This window comes from Nocardia sp. NBC_01388, from assembly GCF_045040085.1.
Taxonomy (GTDB): domain Bacteria; phylum Actinomycetota; class Actinomycetes; order Mycobacteriales; family Mycobacteriaceae; genus Nocardia.
In genome coordinates this window covers 7,396,030-7,414,528 of sequence record NZ_CP109553.1, presented here as the reverse complement: position 1 = coordinate 7,414,528, position 18,499 = coordinate 7,396,030, and the positions used below count along the sequence as shown (strand labels likewise).

Below are 18,499 nucleotides of genomic sequence, written 5' to 3'. Positions count from 1 at the left end.
GCACCGCGGCCACGGTCAGGCCGACCGGGGAACCGGAGTCGGTGACCATATGGGCAATACGGTCGGCCGGGTAGTTCGGGTCGACCGGGACGAACGCCGCACCGGTCTTGGAGACGGCCCATTCGGCGAAGTAGGAATCGGCCGAACGCGGGACGGCGATGGCGACCAGGTTCTCGGTGCCGATGCCGCGCTCGATGAGCAAGCGCGCCAGGCGGTTCGAGCGCTCGTCGAGATCGACATAGGACAGACCGGTGCCCTGGAAGCGCACCGCAGTGGTCTGTGGATCGCGGGCCACAGCCTCGGCCAGCAGCTCCGGCAGCGTACGGCCCGGAATGACCGGGGCGCCGAAACGGGCTACCAGATCGGCCCTTTCGGACTGATCGAGAATATCGATGGCACCGACGCGGATCTCCGGATCGGCGGCAATGGCCTCCAGGACCCGCATCCAGCGCTCCGCGAATCCCTCCGCGGTGGCCTCGTCGAAGAGATCCACGGCGTAGGTCAGCGCGAGCGCCATACCCGCGTCGGAACCCGGCCGGGTCTCGCCGGCGTCCGTCCCGGCCTGTTCCGACAGCGTGAACTGCAGGTCGAAGCGGGAGATGTTCTCGTCGAGATCCAGTGCGGCGACGGTCAGGCCGGGCAGTTCGAGGGCGGTGCGATCCAGGTTCTGGAAGGCCAGCATGACCTGGAACAGCGGATTGCGGGCCTGCGAACGCTCCGGGGCGAGCAGTTCCACCAGTCGCTCGAACGGCACATCGGCATTGCCGAAGGCGTCGAGATCGGTGTGCCGGGCACGATCGAGCAGATCCGAGAAGGACTCCGCCGGATCGATCCCGGTGCGCAGCACCAGGGTATTGACGAACATGCCGACCAGATCGTCGAGCGCGGCCTCGCCACGACCGGCGACCGGGGTGCCGACGGCGATGTCATCACTGCCGGACAGCCGGGCCAGCAGCACCGCGAGCGCGCTGTGCATGACCATGAACAGCGATGAGCCACGCTGGCGCGCAACATCTTCCAGCGCGCCGATGAGTTCGGGACGCAGGGTGCGCTGCAGGGTCGCGCCGCGATGCGAGGCCACGGCCGGGCGCGGGCGATCGGTGGGCAGTGCCAGCTCGTCCGACACACCCTCCAGCGCGCGCTGCCAGTACCCGACCTGACGGGCCATGAGCGAGCCCGAATCCTCCTCGGACCCCAGCACTTCCCGCTGCCAGACGGCGAAGTCCGCGTACTGCACGGCCATCGGCGCCCATCCCGGCACCGCACCCTGGGTGCGCGCCGAGTAGGCGACCATGACATCCCGGGTCAGCGGCGCCATCGAGAAGCCGTCGCCCGCAATGTGATGCACCACGACGACAAGCACATGCTCACGCGCGGACGAGGCTGCTTCCGCTCCTGCCGAATCGGCATGCGCACCATTCGTCGTGGTCGCAATATCGGCGATGGCGGAGTCGGCAGGCGATGCGCCCGCGGCGGACGTGCTCGACGTCGCGGCGGGAGCGTCCGGCGCCGACCCGACCCGGAACAGGCGGGCGCGCAGCGGAACCTGGTCCGCCACATTGAATCCCAGGGTGGCGAAGGCGGTGACAGTGGCGGTGAGGTCCGCGGCCGCGACCGTAACCGGACGCAGATCGAGGGCGATCTCCTCGGCGGGCACGACCACCTGCATCGGGGTGCCGCCGTGCTCCGGGTAGCGGGTGCGCAGCGACTCGTGCCGGCGTACGACGTCGGCGACCGCGAGTTCCAGTGCGGCGGTGTCGAGTTCACCGGTGAGGCGAATCGCCAGCGGCAGGTTGTAGGCCGCCGACGAGGTGTCGTACTGGTTGAGGAACCACATGCGCTGCTGTGCGAAGGACAGCGGCACCAGTTCCCCGGCCGGGCGCGGGCGTGCGACCAGCTTGGCGCGGGACGCGCCGTCGGCATGCGATTCGATACGGGCCGCGAGGGCCTCGACCGTGCTCGCCTCGAAGAGCGTGCGCACCGCGACCGTGGTGTCCAGGGCCGCGCCGATGCGCGATACCACCCGGGTCGCGATGAGCGAATTGCCGCCCAGATCGAAGAAGTCGTCGTCGAGTCCGGCCCGCGGCAGGTCCAGGACCTCCGCGAAGACGGCGGCGACGGTCTCCTGGGTGGGCGTCTCCGGCGCGCGGAAGGCGCGCGCCTGCACCGCCGGCGCGGGCAGCGCGCGACGATCCAGTTTGCCGTTGACAGTCAAGGGGATTCGGTCCAGCACGACCATGGCGGCGGGCACCATGTACGACGGCAGGCGCTCGCCCGCACCGTCGCGGATATCCAGCAGCCACGCGTCCGAGCCGGTGGCCGGTCCGGAGGCGTCCACGCTCCCACCGGGAGCGGTGTTGTCCGGCACCACATAGGCGACGATGCGCTGATCACCCGGCAGGTCCTCGCGCACGATGACGGCGGCCTGGGCGACGCCCGGCTGCGCCAGCACGGCGGCCTCGATCTCGCCGAGCTCGATGCGGAAACCACGCACCTTCACCTGATCATCGGCGCGACCCAGGTATTCGAGCTCGCCGAAGCGGTTCCAGCGCGCCACGTCGCCGGAGCGGTACAGGCGACTGCCCTGCGCGCCGAACGGGCTGGCCACGAAACGGGCCGCGGTGAGGTCGGGGCGGCCGAGGTAACCGCGCGCCAATTGCGCACCGGCCACATACATTTCACCCGCGACGCCGACCGGGACCGGGTGCAGGCGCTCATCGAGCACGTACACGCGCAGGCCCGCGATGGCGCGGCCGACCACGCTGCCGGTGGCGGCGGTAATCGTGCCGGCATCGAGAACGCGATGCGAGACGTGCACCGTGGTCTCGGTGATGCCGTACATATTCACCAGGTACGGCGCGGAATCACCGTGCCGGGCAACCCAATCCGACAGGCGGCGCAGCTCGAGCGCCTCACCGCCGAAGATCACGTAGCGCAGCGCCAGCGCCTGCTCATCGGCATCGGCGATACCGGGTTCCCGGCTCGCCGCGGCAATACGCTCGGCCTCGGCCAGCTGGTAGAAGGCCGACGGCGTCTGGTTGAGCACCGTAACCCGTTCGCGGCGCAACAGTTCCAGGAACTGCTCCGGCGAGCGGGACACGTAGTAGTCGACGACCACCAGGGTGCCGCCGTAGAGCAGCGGTCCCCACAGCTCCCACACCGAGAAGTCGAAGGCGTAGGAGTGGAACAGCGTCCACACATCGTCGGCGCCGAACCCGAACTCGCGATCGGTATTCGCCATGAGCCGCACCACATTCCGGTGCGCCACGGCCACGCCCTTGGGGCGGCCGGTGGAACCGGAGGTGTAGATGACATACGCGACGTGATCGGGATGCAGCGGCGCGGTGCGGTCGGCGTCGGTGATCGGGGAATCGTCGGCGTCCTCGATATCGCCGGCCTCGACGGTGTAGCCGTCGAGTATGACGGTCGGCAGTCCGGCGGGCAGCTCCACCTGCACGGTCGAATCGATGACCACACTGGTCGGCTGGGCGTCCGAGAGGACGAAGGCAATGCGATCGGCCGGGTAGGTCGGATCCACCGGTACATAGCCCGCACCGGTCTTGATCACCGCGAGCAGGGCGACAACCAGATCCAGCGAACGCGGCAGCAGCACGGCCACCAGCGACTCCGGACCCGCGCCGTCCTCGATCAACCTGCGCGCCACCACATTCGCGCGCCGATCCAGATCGTTGTAGGTCAGTTCGTCATCGCCGAATCGGGCCGCGACCCGATTCGGATCGGCGGCCACCACCAGGTCGAACAGACCCGACAGGGTGGCGTTCGGGTCCACGAACGGGCTCGACAGCGTGGCCACCGGATCGATGAACAGCTCGGCGAGCGCGCCGAGGGCGCCGCCCGGAGACAGCACCTCCGCGATTCCGCCGCCGTTCGCCTGCGCCGCGGTGCGTGCGGCCGCCGCGAGCTCGACAATGTCATCGCCCGCGGAAACCCAGCGCTCGGATACCTCGTGCCGCTCGACCCCGCCGAGCAGATCGATATCGCCCAGCAGCACGGCCGGATCCTCGGCGACGGTGCGCAGAATGCGGACCAGGCGCTCGGCGAAGGAGGCGACGGTTTCCGGATCGAACAGATCGGTGGCGTAATTCCAGGACAGGCCCAGCGCGCCGTCGGCGCGCTCGCCCACGGTCAGCTGCACATCGAATTTGGCGGTACCCGCATCGAATTCGACGGCCTCCAGCTCCAAGCCGGGCAGCGCGACCGCACCCGCGTCCGCGGCGCCCGCGGCCTCGAAGGTCAGCGCCACCTGGAACAGCGGGTGGTGCGCCTGCGAGCGGACCGGGCTGAGCACGTCGACCAGGCGCTCGAACGGCACCTCGGCGTGTGCGAAGGCGGCCAGATCGGTGCGCCGGACCTGCGAGAGCAGATCGCGGAAGGCGGCACCGGGCAGGACCGCGGTGCGCAGCACCAGGGTATTGACGAACATGCCGACCAGATCGTCGAGCGCGCGGTCACCGCGACCGGCGATCGGGGTGCCGATGGCGATATCGATGGAGCGGGACAGGCGGGCCGACCAGGTGGCCAGCGCGGCGTGCACCACCATGAACAGCGTGACGTCGTGCTCACGGGCCAGGGTGTTGAGCGCCCGGTGCAGCTCGGCGTCGATCGAGAAGTCGTACGTGCCACCGGCATTGGTGGCGATTTCCGGTCGCGGCCGGTCCGCGGGCAGCTCGATCTGCTCGGGCAGATCGCGCAGCTGCTCGGTCCAGTACGACACCTGCTGTGCGGCAACCGATTCCGGATCGTGTTCCTCGCCCAGCACATCGCGCTGCCACAGCGCGTAGTCGGCGTACTGCACCGGCAGCGGCGTCCAGGCGGGGGCTTCGCCGCCACTGCGGGCCAGGTACGCGCCCACCACATCACGCAGCAGCGGACGCAGCGAGACGCCATCCGAGCTGATGTGATGCAGCACCAGCACCAGCACGTGCTCGGTGGCGCTCAGGCTCAGCACCGTGGCGCGGAACGGCAATTCCCGGGTGACGTCGAAGAACACGCTCGCGAGTTGGGTGATGCGCATGGGCAGTTCGTCGGCGGTCACCGATTCGGCGCGCACCTCGAACTCGATCTCCGAGAGCGACAGCACCCGCTGGAAGCCGTCGCCGGCGATCTCCGGGTAGATGGTCCGCAGCGCTTCGTGCCGCGCCAGCACATCGCCGAGGGCGGCGGCGAAGGCCTCGATATCCACCACACCGGTGAGCTTCAGCGCCACCGGAATGTTGTTGACCGCGGTGCGATTGTCGAAGCGGTTGAGGAACCACATGCGCTGCTGCGCCGGGGACAGCGGCACCAGCTGGGCGGTCTCCCCCGTCGGCAGGGTCACCGGCGCGGGACGCTCCTGCGCCACCAGCGGCGCGCGGCCACCGGTGCCGACACGCGATTCCAATTGCGCCGCGAGGGCGGCCACGGTGGTGGCCTCGAAGATCGCGCGCAGCGGGATATCGGCGTCCAAGGCGGCGGACAGGCGCGATACCACCTGGGTGGCGATGAGCGAGTTGCCGCCGAGCTCGAAGAAGTCGTCGTCCAGGCCGATGCCGTCGCCGCCGAGCACATCGGCGAACACGCCGGCGACCGTCTGCTGCACGGGGGTGGCCGGGGCGCGGTACACCTTGGCCGCGAAAGACGGTGCGGGCAGCGCCCGGCGATCCAGCTTGCCGGAGGCATTGAGCGGGAGGGCGTCCAGCATCACGAAGGCGGCCGGGACCATATAGGCCGGAAGCTGCTGCGACAGTGTGGCCTTCACGGCCTCCAGGTCGATCCGGCCGTCGGCGGCGACAACGTACGCGACCAGCTGATCACCGGTGCGCTCATCGTGGCGGACCACGACGACGGACTGCGCGACGTCTGTCAGCCCGGTCAGCGCGGCTTCGATCTCGCCGAGCTCGATGCGCAGACCGCGCAGCTTCACCTGGAAGTCGGTGCGGCCCAGGTATTCCAGTTCACCCTGGCCGGTCCAGACCACGAGGTCACCGGTGCGGTACATACGTGCGCCGGAGCCGAAGGGGTTGGCCACGAAGCGATCCGCGGTCAGATCGGGGCGCGCGACATAGGCGGTGGCCAGCTGATCGCCCGCGAGATAGAGCTCACCCGCGACACCCACCGGAACGGGGCGGAGCCGCGAATCCAGCACGTACACCTGGGTGTTGAAGACCGGGGCGCCGATCGGCACCGAGGTGATGTCCGCGTCGGTGACCTCGTGATAGGTGACGTCGACGGCGGCTTCGGTGGGGCCGTACAGGTTGTGCAGGCGCGCACCGGTCAGCTCGCGCAGCAGCTGCGCGGTCGGGCCGGGCAGGCCCTCACCGGAGGCGAAGACATTGCGCAGACTCGAGGACGACACCGCCGAACCAGCGGGCTCGCTCGCGAGCGCGGCCACGAATACGGCCAGCATGGACGGCACGAAGTGCACCGTGGTGACCTGCTCGGCGGCAATGAGCCGCACCAGGTACGCCGGATCGCGATGGCCGTCCGGCCTGGCGATCACCAGGCGGGCGCCGACCTGCAACGGCCAGAAGAACTCCCACACCGAGACGTCGAAGGTGGCAGGGGTCTTCTGCAGCACCACGTCGTAGGCGGCCAGCCCGTACTGGGCATGCATCCACACCAGGCGGTTGACAATGGCGGCGTGCGAGACCGCGACGCCCTTGGGGCGACCGGTGGAGCCGGACGTGAAGATCACGTACGCGGTGTTCTCCGGAAGCAGCGGGCCGCGGCGATCGGCATCGGTGAGCGGGGTGTCGGCGAAGGCCGACAGGTCCAGCTCATCGATCCGAACCTGGCGAGCGGTAATGCCTTCCAGATCCGCGACACCGTCCAGATCGTCACCGGAGGTCAGCACGCAGACCGGTTGCGCCGTCTCCAGGATGTACCGGGTGCGCTCGGCCGGATGATCGGGGTCCAGCGGCACATACGCGCCACCGGCGACGGTGACGGCGTACATGCCCGCCACCAGATCGATGGAGCGGCGCATACCCAGCGCCACAAACGATTCCGGTCCGACGCCCTCGGCGATGAGCCAGCGGGCGAGTTTGCGCACCCGAGCGGCGAACTCGGAATAGGAGAGACTTGTCCCCTCGAACGTGACAGCGGTGGCGTCGGGAGTCAGGGCGACCTGCGCCTCGAACAGCGAAACCAGCGTTGCCGCAGCGCCTTCCGAGACCTCCGGCAGTGCCGCGTCCAGCTCGAAGGCGGTGTCGTTCCAGCCGGTCAGCACGCGCCAGCGCTCGCTGTCGCCGAGCAGTTCGATATCACCGACACGCACCGACGGATCGGTGACCACAGCGGTGAGCACACGAACGAACCGGCGCGCGAAGAGCTCCGCGAAGCGATCGTCGAAAAGGTCGGTGGCGAAGACGAGTTCGGCATCCATGGCCGCGGCCTCGGCGCCGGGGCCCGCCACCGCATTCGACTCGCGGCCCGCCGCGGCGCCGCCGGCGACCTCACTCAGCGTCAGTTGCAGATCGAACTTCGCCGACTGCTGATCGATGCCCAGCTCGGATACGCGCAGCCCCGGCAGCTCCAGCGCGGTGCGGCCCAGGTTCTGGAACGACAGCATGACCTGGAACAGCGGATGGCGCGCCTGCGAACGGGCCGGATTCAGCACATCGACAAGGCGTTCGAACGGCACATCGGCGTGTGCGAAGGCCTGCAGATCGCGTTCGCGCACCTTCTTCAGGAGCTCGGCGAACGTCTCGCCGCTATCGACCGGTGAACGCAGCACCAGGGTATTGACGAACATGCCGACCAGATCGTCGAGCGCCTGCTCGCCACGACCGGCCACCGGAATACCGACGGCAATGTCATCGGTACCGCTCAGGCGCGCCAGCAGCGCCGCAAAAGCGCTGTGCACCACCATGAACAGCGTGGTGCCCTGCTGCTTCGCGACCCGCTGCAGGCCGGTGATGAGCTCACCCGGCACCTCGAAGCGGTGTGTGCACGCCTCGTAGGAGGCGACGGCGGGACGCGGCCTGGTGGACAGGCGCAGCTCGTCCGGCAGGCCGCCGAGCGTCCGGCGCCAGTAGTCCAGCTGCTCGGTGATGAGCGAGCGCGGATCTTCCTCGGAGCCGAGGGTCTCGCGCTGCCACAGCGCGTAGTCCGCGTACTGCACCGGCAGTTCCGGCCAGCCCGGGGCCTCGCCACTACTGCGCGCCACGTACCCGGTCATCAGGTCGCGCACGAGCGGGTTCATCGAGAAGCCGTCGGCGGCAATGTGATGCGCCACCAGCACCAGCACGTGGTCGTCGTCCGCGAGCCGGAAGGCGCGCAGGCGCACCGGCGGCTCCGCGGTGACATCGAAACCACGCCCGGCGAAGTCGTAGACCGCGGCGAAGAGTTCGCCCTCGGCCACATCCCGCACCTCGAGCTGCGGAATGGCGCGCGCCGTCGGCAGCACCTTCTGGTACGCGACGCCCTCGTAGGACGGGTAGATGGTGCGCAACGATTCGTGCCGCGCCATCACATCGGCGACCGCACCGCGCAGGGCGTCGAGATCCAGTGTGCCGGTGAGCCTTACGGCCGCCGGGATATTGTTCGCGGCCGAATCGGTGTCGAAGCGGTTGAGGAACCACATGCGCTGCTGCGCGAGCGACAGCGGCGGATACTCCGGCCGGGTGCGCACCGTAAGCGCCTGGCGCACACCGGTTCCGGCATGCGATTCGACTCGCGCGGCCAGGGCCGCCACGGTCGGCGCCTCGAAGAGGGCGCGCACGCCGATCTCGGCGCTGAGCGCGGCGGACAGTCGTGCGACCACCTGGGTGGCCACCAGCGAGTTGCCGCCGAGCTCGAAGAAGTCGTCGTCCACACCGACGCGCTCGGCGCCGAGCAGTTCGCCGAAGATCGCGGCGATGATCTCTTCGATCGGGGTGGCGGGCGCCCGGAAGCGTTTGGTTTCGAAAACCGGTGCGGGCAGCGCCTTCCGGTCCAGCTTGCCGGAGGCGTTGACCGGGAAGGCGTCCAGGACCACGATCGCGGACGGGACCATATAGGCGGGCAGCGAGCGACCCAGCGCGGCCTTGACCGCGTCGACATCGACACCGGCAGCACCTGATTCGCGGCCCACCGCGGCCGGCTCACGAACCACATAGCCGACCAGCTGATCGCCCGCGTGGGCATCGGCCCGCACGACAACGACCGACTGACCGATGCCCTGCTGTGCCAGCAGTGCGGCCTCGATCTCGCCGAGTTCGATGCGCAGACCGCGCAGCTTCACCTGGAAGTCGGTGCGGCCCAGGTATTCCAGCTCGCCCGCGGTGGTCCACTTCACCAGGTCGCCGGTGCGGTACATGCGCGCGCCGGAGGCGTCGAACGGGTTTGCCACGAAGCGATCCGCGGACAGGTCGGGGCGGCTGAGGTAGCCGCGAGCCAGCTGATCGCCCGCGAGATAGAGCTCACCCGCGACACCCGGCGCGACCGGGTGCAGGCGGGCATCCAGCACGTAGGTCTGGGTGTTCCACACCGGGCGGCCGATGGGCACGAAGACGGTGTCGGCGTCGACCACCTCGTGGTAGGTGACATCGACCGCGGCTTCGGTGGGGCCGTACAGATTGTGCAGACGGGCGCCGGTCAGCTCGCGCAGCTTCTGCGCGGTGGGGGCGGGCAGGGCCTCACCGGAGGCGAACACCTGGCGCAGCTGGATTTTCTGCCTACGCTCCGCTCCGGCGGGGTGCTGGATCTTCTGCCTACGCTCCGCTCCGGCGGGGTTCGTGGCCCTGGGAGTCTCGTTCTTCCCTCCCTCCGCTCCTCCGCTTCGCTCCCCCGCTCCACTCAGTCCAGAACGAGACGGGCCACGAACCTGGAGTGGGGGTTCTGCGGCCGCGTCGAGAGCAGCGACGAAAACCGACAGCATCGACGGCACGAAATGGGCTGTCGTGATGCCTTCTTCAGCGATGATCTGCGCGAGGTAGACCGGGTCACGGTGACCGTCATGCTTGGCGACCACCAGACGCGCACCGGTCTGCAAGGGCCAGAAGAACTCCCAGACCGAGACGTCGAAAGTGGCCGGAGTCTTCTGCAGCACAGCGTCATCCGGGCCGATCGGATACTCGTGCTGCATCCACAGCAGCCGGTTCACGATCGCGCCGTGCTCGACCGCGACGCCCTTGGGGCGACCCGTCGAACCGGAGGTGAAGATCACGTAGGCCGCGTGTTCGGGCCGAATGGCCTGTCCGCGTTCGGCATCGGTGATCGGTGCGGCCGAATAGGCCTCGAGGTTGAGCGTCTCGACCTCGAGCACCGGCACATTCCGGCCGGTCACGAAGTCGTCGCGACCGGTGGTCAGAATGGCGACCGGGCGGGCGGTATCGAGCACGTAGTCGATGCGCTCCCCCGGCTGATCCGGATCCAGCGGCACGTACGCGCCACCGGCCTCCAGTACCGCGTACATGGCGACCACGAGGTCGATCGAGCGGCGGATGGCCAGCGCGACCAGCGATTCCGCGCCGACGCCCTGCGCCATGAGCTTGCGGGCCAGGCGATTGACGCGGCCGGAGAGGCCCGCGTAGGTCAGACTTGTCCCCTCGAAAACAACGGCGGTCGCATCGGGGCTGATCAGAGCCTGTGCCTCGAACAGCGAAACCAGAGTTGCCGACGCGGCGTGCCGCGCATCGGACACAGCGCCTTCCGGCAGTGCGGGGAGGACCCGGGCGAGTTCGAACCCGGTGTTGTTCCAACCGGTGAGCACCTTGTCGCGCTCACCCTCGACCAGCAGATCGATATCGCCGATCGGCTGCTCCGGGTCGGCCACCACGGCATCCAGGATCAGATCCAGGCGGTGCGCGAATGCCGCGACCGTCGACTCGTCGAAAAGGTCACGCGCATAGGAGAACTCGGCGGACATGCCCGCGTTCTCACCATTCGCGTCCTGTGCCTCCTGCAGCGTCAGCTGCAGATCGAACTTGGCCAGCTGGGCGTCGTAGTCGATGCCGTTGACCGAGAGTCCGGGCAGTTCCAGGCTGGCCTGCCGGGTGTTCTGGAAGGTCAGCATGACCTGGAACAGCGGATGGCGGGCCTGCGAACGCGCCGGATTCAGCACCTCGACGAGCCGCTCGAACGGCACATCGGCATGCGCGAAGGCCTGCAGATCGCTTTCCCGGGCCTGCGCCAGCAGATCCGCGAAGGTCTTCTCGCCGTCCACCTCGCTGCGCAGCACCAGCGTATTGACGAACATGCCGATCAGGTCGTCGAGCGCCTGCTCGCCACGACCGTGCACCGGCGTCCCGATGGCGATATCGCTGGAACCCGAGAGCCGCGCGAGCAACACCGCGAGAGCACTGTGCAGCACCATGAACAGCGAGGCATTGTGCCTGCGACCCAGGTCGACCAGACGCTGCTGCGTCTCGGCGGAAATGGCGAACGGGTAGGTGCCGCCCTTGTAGGAGGCGGCGGGCGGGCGCGGGCGGTCCGAGGGCAGCACCAGCTCGTCCGGCAGATCGGCCAGGGTCTGGGCCCAGTAGCTGATCTGCTTGGAGATGAGCGAGCTCGGATCGTCCTCCGCGCCCAGCACCTCGCGCTGCCAGAGCGCGTAATCGGCGTACTGCACGGGCAATTCGGCCCAGGTGGGCGCCTCCCACGAGGTACGGGCGGCATACGCGACCATGACATCGCGAGCCAGCGGGCCCATGGACCAGCCGTCCGCGGAGATGTGGTGCACCACCATGCCGAGCACGTACTCGGACTCGCTGAGTTCGAACAGCGCCGCGTGCATCGGCACCTCGTCGGTGACGTCGAAGGCCATCGACGCCAGCTCGACCAGGTGGTCGATGAGATTGGCCTGGGTGACCGGCACCGGGGTCAGGTCGGGCACGATCTGCGCGGCGTCCAGCACCAGCTGCACGGGGCCGTGCGCGGTCTCCGGGAAGACGGTGCGCAGCGACTCGTGCCGGTCGATGACGTCGATGACGGCGACCTGCAGCGCCGCCACATCCAGTTCACCGGACAGCCGGATGGCGACCGGGATGTTATTGACCGCCGAGGCGGTGTCGAAGCGATTCAGGAACCACATGCGCTGCTGCGCAAGGGAAAGCGGAATCTCCGCCGGGCGCTCGCGAGCCACCAGCGCCTTGCGCGCACCGTCACCGGCATGCGATTCCACACGGGCGGCCAGCGCGGCCACCGTGGCGGCCTCGAACAGCATGCGCACGGGGACGCGGGTGTCCAGTGCGGTGCCCAGGCGGGTCGCCACCTGGGTGGCGATGAGCGAGTTGCCCCCGAGTTCGAAGAAGTCGTCGTCGACGCCGACGCGGGCGATACCGAGGACCTCGCCGAAGATCTGGGCGACGATCTCTTCGATAGGCGTTGTGGGGGCCCGGAATTCGCGGACCTCGAACACCGGGCTGGGCAGTGCGCGCCGGTCGAGCTTGCCGGAGGCATTGAGCGGGAAGGCTTCCAGCACCATGAACGCGCCGGGGACCATGTAGGCGGGCAACGTACGGTGCAGCAGCGTTTTGACGCTGTCGAGATCGACCGGGCCACGGGTGACGACGTAGGCGACGAGCTGGTCGCCGGCGACGGTGTCGATGACCAGAACCACGGCCTGGTTGACCGACGGGTGGGTCAGCAGGGCGGTTTCGATCTCGCCGAGCTCGATGCGCTGGCCACGGAACTTGACCTGGAAGTCGGTGCGGCCGATGTATTCCAGTGCGCCGGAGCTGTTCCAGCGCACCAGGTCACCGGTGCGGTAGAGGCGGTCTCCGGGTGCGCCGAAGGGGTCGGCGACAAATCGTTCGGCGCTCAGGTCGGGGCGGGCGTAGTAGCCGCGTGCGACCTGCGCGCCGCCGAGGTAGAGCTCACCGGGGACGCCGCCCGGGACCGGGCGCAGGCCCTCGTCCAGGACGTAGGTGCGGGCGTTCCAGACCGGGCGGCCGATCGGCACGGCGGCCGGTGTCGGGGTCGCGATGGCCGCGGCGGTGGCGTGGACGGTGAACTCGGTCGGGCCGTAGAGGTTGTGCACGGCGGCGGTGGAGAAGCGCCGGAACGCGGTCACGGTCGCGGGCGGCAGGGCTTCACCGGCGACGAGAACCGCACGCAGGGAAAGGCATTCGGCGGCCGAGGCGCTGCTGGCGAACACGCTGAGCATGGACGGGACGAACGAGGTCAGGGTGACGCGGTGGTTGCCGATGACCTCGGACAGGTACATCGGGTCACGGTGCCCGTCGGGCGCGGCGATGACCTGCTGGGCACCGACTGCGAGGGAGCCGAACAGCTCCCAGACCGACACGTCGAAGGTGACGGGGGTCTTCTGCAGGATCACATCGGTGTCGTCGATGCCGTATTCGGCGGTGATCCAGGCGATCTGGTTGAGGACCGCGCTGTGCGGCACCGCGACGCCCTTGGGGCGGCCGGTGGAGCCGGAGGTGTAGAGCACGTACGCGGTGTTCGACGAGCGCAAGGGCGCCAGCCGATCGACGGAAGTGACCGGAGCATCGTCGAACTCGCTCAGATCCAGCGAATCCAGGTGCAGAACCTGGCAATCCGAGCTCTCCACCGCATCGTCGGTGGTGGTGAGCAGGACGACCGGCTGCGAACTGGCCAGCACATAGTCGGTGCGCTCGGCCGGATGATCGGGATCGACCGGCACATAGCCGCCACCCGCGGTGAGGGTGGCGTAGATGGCGACCAGCATGTCGATCGAGCGGCGAATGCCCACCGCGACCAGGGTCTCCGGGCCGACGCCCTCGGTGATGAGCTTGCGCGCCAGGCGATTGACCCGGCTGGAGAACTCCGCATAGCTGAGATCGGCAGGGGTGCCGAACATTCCGCTGCTGCGCTCGCCCGGATCGAAGATCAGAGCGGTGCCGTGCGGACGCAGGCGGACCTGTTCCTCGAACAGGTCCAGCACGGTCTGCGCGGACGGCAGCGAGTGCTCGTTGCGGCTCCAGTCGCCCAGGACCAGGGCGCGTTCGTCCTCGTTGAGGATGTCGATATCGCGCACCACGGTATCGGGTGCGGTGACGGCGGTTTCGAGGATGCGCAGGTAGCGGTGGCCGAATTCGGCGACGGTGCGCTCGTCGAACAGATCGGTGGCGTAGGACAGCACCACCGACAGTCCGGCGGGCTCACCGGCCATGCCGCGCTGTTCGGTCAGCGTCCACTGCAGGTCGAACTTGGCGATATCGACTTCGAGCTCATCGGCCGAGACGGTCAGGCCCGGCAGCTCCATGGAGCCGTGCGACATCTCCTGGAAGGAGAGCATGACCTGGAACAGCGGATGGCGTGCTTGGGAGCGGGTCGGGTTGATGACCTCGACGAGGCGCTCGAACGGCACATCGGTGCTGGCGAAGGCCGCCAGATCGGTTTCCCTGGTCCGGGAGAGGAAGTCGGTGAAGGCCTCGGACCCGTCGACCTCGCTGCGCAACACCAGGGTGTTGACGAACATGCCGATCAGATCGTCCAGGGCCTGTTCACCACGACCGGCGACCGGGGTGCCGATGGAGATATCGCTGGTCCCGGACAGGCGGGCCAGCAGCACCGCCAGCGCCGAATGCATCACCATGAACAGCGAAACACCCTGCGCGCGAGCCAATCCCGAAAGCCGGGTGTGCAGCTGCACCGGAATCTCGAACGTGACCCGGTTACCGCGGAAGCTCTGCACCGGCGGGCGCGGGCGATCGGCGGGCAGATCGAGCTGATCGGGCAGTCCGGCCAAAGCGCCACGCCAGTAGGCGATCTGGCGTGCGGCCATGGAATCGGGATCGGCTTCCGAACCCAGCACCTCACGCTGCCAGATGCTGAAGTCCTGGTACTGCACCGGCAGCGGCGCCCACGCGGGCTCCTGACCGGAGACCCGCGCCAGGTAGGCGGCGGTCATATCGCGCGAGAGCGGGCCGAACGAGAAACCGTCCGCCGCAATGTGATGCACAACGAAGGCAACGGCGTAATCGTTGAGGGCGACGCCGTCGGCCTCGTCCTCGATCGTCTCGCCGACCTGGAATACCCGGACGCGAATGGGCAGCTCACGCGAGACATCGAAACCCCGCGAGGCGAATTCGGCCAGGGCCGGGAACAATTCGGCCTCATCGATGGAGACGACCTCGATGCCGAGATCGACCTGCTCCATGGGCAGCACCTGCTGCAGGCCGCCGTCCCCGGATTCCGGGAAGATGGTGCGCAGCGATTCCTGCCGCGCCACCACATCGGTCAGCGCCAGCTGCAGCGCCTCGATATCGACCCGGCCGCGCAACCGCACCACGAACGGCAGGTTGTAGGTCGGCACATCGGGATCGAACTGATTGAGGAACCACATGCGCTGCTGTGCCAGCGACAGCGGCACTCGCTCGGGGCGCTGCTGCGCCACCAGCGGCGGACGCGAAATATCCGACGGCGCAATGGTTTCCATGCGCGCGGCAATGCCCGCGACGGTGGGGGTCTCGAACAGTGCGCGCACACCCAGGCGGGTGCTGAACGCGGCGGAGATGCGAGCGACCACCTGGGTGGCGACCAGCGAGTTACCGCCGAGATCGAAGAAATTGTCGTCGATGCCGACCCGCTCGTGGCCCAGGACATCGGCGAAGATGCCCGCCACGATCTCCTCGGCGGCGGTGCGCGGGGCCCGGTAGCCGGCGGCGTCCACGCTGAACACCGGATCCGGCAGGGCCTTGCGGTCCAGCTTGCCGGAGGTATTGAGCGGGAACCCGTCCAGCACCATGATCGAGGCCGGGACCATGTAGGTCGGCAGCTTCTCGGCGGCGAAGCGGGTCAGCTCGACCGGATCGATGCTCTGGCCGGGCATGGGCACCACGTAGGCGACCAGTTGCTGGCCGGTGGCGGTGTCCATGACCAGCACCGCGGCCTGGCTCACAGCCGGGTGCGCGAGCAGGTCGGTCTCGATCTCGCCGAGCTCGATGCGCTGGCCACGGAACTTCACCTGGAAGTCGGTGCGGCCGATGTACTCGATCGCGCCGGAATCGTTCCAGCGCACCAGGTCACCTGTGCGGTACATGCGCTCACCGGTGGCCGAGAGCGGGTTCGCGACAAAGCGATCCGACGTCAGATCCGGGCGGCCCTTGTACCCACGGGCGAGCTGACGCCCACCGAGGTAGAGCTCTCCCGCGGCACCGATGGCGGCCGGTCGCAGCCGCGAATCGAGCACGTAGACATCGACATTCCACTCGGGCACACCGATCGGCACCGTCACGGTGTCGGCATCGGTGTTCTCCCAGTAGGTCACCGAGACCGCGGCCTCGGTGGGTCCGTAGAGGTTGTGCAGGCCCGCGGAGCTCAGCGCACGGAAGCTCGCACCGGTCTCCGGCGGCAGGGCTTCACCGATGACGAACACGCTCTTGAGCGAAACACACTGTGCGGCACTGGCATGGGAGACGAAGACCGTCAGCATGGACGGCACGAAGTCGGTAACCGTCACCCCGTGGCGCTGGATGGTTTCCGCGACGTAGACCGGGTCGCGGTGCCCGTCGGGGGTCGCGATGATCATCTTCGCGCCGACCATCAAGGGCAGGAAGTAACCCCACAGCGAGACGTCGAAGGTGGTCGCGGTCTTCTGCAGGTACACATCGTCAGCCGTGAGCTGGTACTCATCGAGCATCCAGAGTTCTTGGTTGACAATGGCGTGGTGGGTGACCGCGACGCCCTTGGGGCGGCCGGTCGAGCCCGAGGTGTAGATGACGTAGGCGGTATTGAACGGCCGCAGCGGCGCGATCCGATCCGCATCCGTCACCGGAAGATCGGCGTAGCCCGACACGTCCAGGGTGTCGATCTGCAAGCGCCGCACCGACTCCGGCAGCTCGAGCCCGTCGCGCTCGGTGGTCAGAACACAGACCGGTGCCGCGGACTCGAGGATGTAGGCGGTGCGATCGGCCGGATGATCCGGGTCGATCGGCACGTACGCGCCACCTGCCCGCAGCACCGCGTGCATGCCGATAACCAGTTCCAGCGAGCGCCGCATACCCAGAGCGACAAGCGATTCCGGGCCGACACCATCAGCGATGAGGAAGCGTGCGAGGCGGTTCACCCGGGCACCGAATTCGGCGTAGGTGAGGGTCGCACCCTCGAATTCGAGGGCGATATTGTCCGGCGTCAGCGGGATCTGGGCATCCAGCAGTGCGGGCAGCGTGGTCTCGGGGACCTCGTGATCCGCCGAATTCCACTCGACCAGCGTGCGGGTGCGCTCGGCCGCGGTGGTGACGGACAGACCCCACACCGGCTGCTCGGCCGAGGCCGACAGGAAGTTGTCGAAGAACTCCAGGAACCGCGAATGATGGCGCTGCGTCTCGGTTTCCGAGTACAGGTTGGGGTTGGTCTCGAAGTCGATGTGGTTCCGGGTACCGGCCACCGACTGATAGAAGTTGATGCCCAGGTCCTCGATGGAACCGGTGGACAGCACGCTGAACTCACCCGTCACCGGGCCGAGGGTGACCTCATTGTGGAACAGCATGATATTGACCCAGGGCCCGAAGAACTCCCGGGTCACCACACCGTCGCCCGCACTGTCGCGGCGAATGTCCTCGTGCCGGTAGCGCTGATGGCGCAGGGCGCCGGACACCGCGACCGTCACCTGCTTGAGCAGTTCGGCAATGCTGGTGTCGTGCCCGACATGCAGGCGCAGCGGCACGATATTCGATACCGCGCCACCGGAACGGCGCATGACGGCGGTGGTGCGCGCGGTCACCGGCAGCGAGAGGATGACGTCCTCGGTACCGGTCCACTGCGCCAGATAACCGGCGAAACCGGCGATCAGCAAAGCGGCAGGGGAAGATTCGTGTACCGCCACCGCGGTCTCGAGCAGCGAATTCTGATCGCTGGTGAGCGATGCGCTGGCAATGCTGTTGATCGCGGCCGGCGGGGCACTGCGACCGGACAGACTTGTCCCCTCTTCCAGACCGGCTACTCGCTCGGTCCAGTACTCCTTATCGGACTGGAAGCGGGTGCTGTCGCGGTAGGCGAACTCCTGCTCCACCAGCGTGCGCAGATCGGTGACCTTCGACGCGGCGGGCTCGTCGCCCCGGAACCGCGCGGTGTAGATCTCCGCGACGCGGGTCATATAGGTCATGGCGCCGAGGCCGTCGAGCACGATGTGGTGGACACGGGCGTACCAGTAATAGTGGTCCTCGCCCACCCGCAGCATGGCGGAGCGGATCAGGCGGTCGGCGAGCAGATCCAGCGGACGGCTGTAGTCATCGCGCATCCACTGCAGCGCGGCGGTGTGCGGATCTTCTGCAGCACGCAGATCGACCTGGTAGATGGTGCGATCCAGATTCGGATCGACGATCTGCAGCGGTTCGCCGTTGCGCTCGACGATGCGCAGGAAGCCGGAACCGACCTCGAGGGAACCGTCGACCATGGCCTGTTCGAGCAGCGGCACGTCGATCTCGCCGCGCAGTTCGACGTACTGCGCGATATTGATCGGCACTTGCGGATCCAGGTGCTGGGCGTACCAAATGCCCAGCTGAGCGGGCGACAGCGGAAACGCCTCGCCCGATCCCGGCGCGATTTCGCTGCCAGCTTCGCCGTTGCCGCCGAAATCTAGCCGGTCCAA

The 18,499-nt window shown here is 68.2% G+C and carries 1 protein-coding gene (cut by a window edge); it reads right to left on the bottom strand.

Going from position 1 to position 18,499, the window contains the following annotated elements:
• Window positions 1-18,499: the beginning of a non-ribosomal peptide synthase/polyketide synthase gene (locus OG716_RS35155; protein ID WP_405134630.1), read on the bottom strand. 26,441 nt of this gene lie to the left of the window's left edge; 18,499 of the gene's 44,940 nt are visible here — the first part of the coding sequence; its start codon is at window positions 18,497-18,499; its stop codon lies beyond the left edge, outside the window.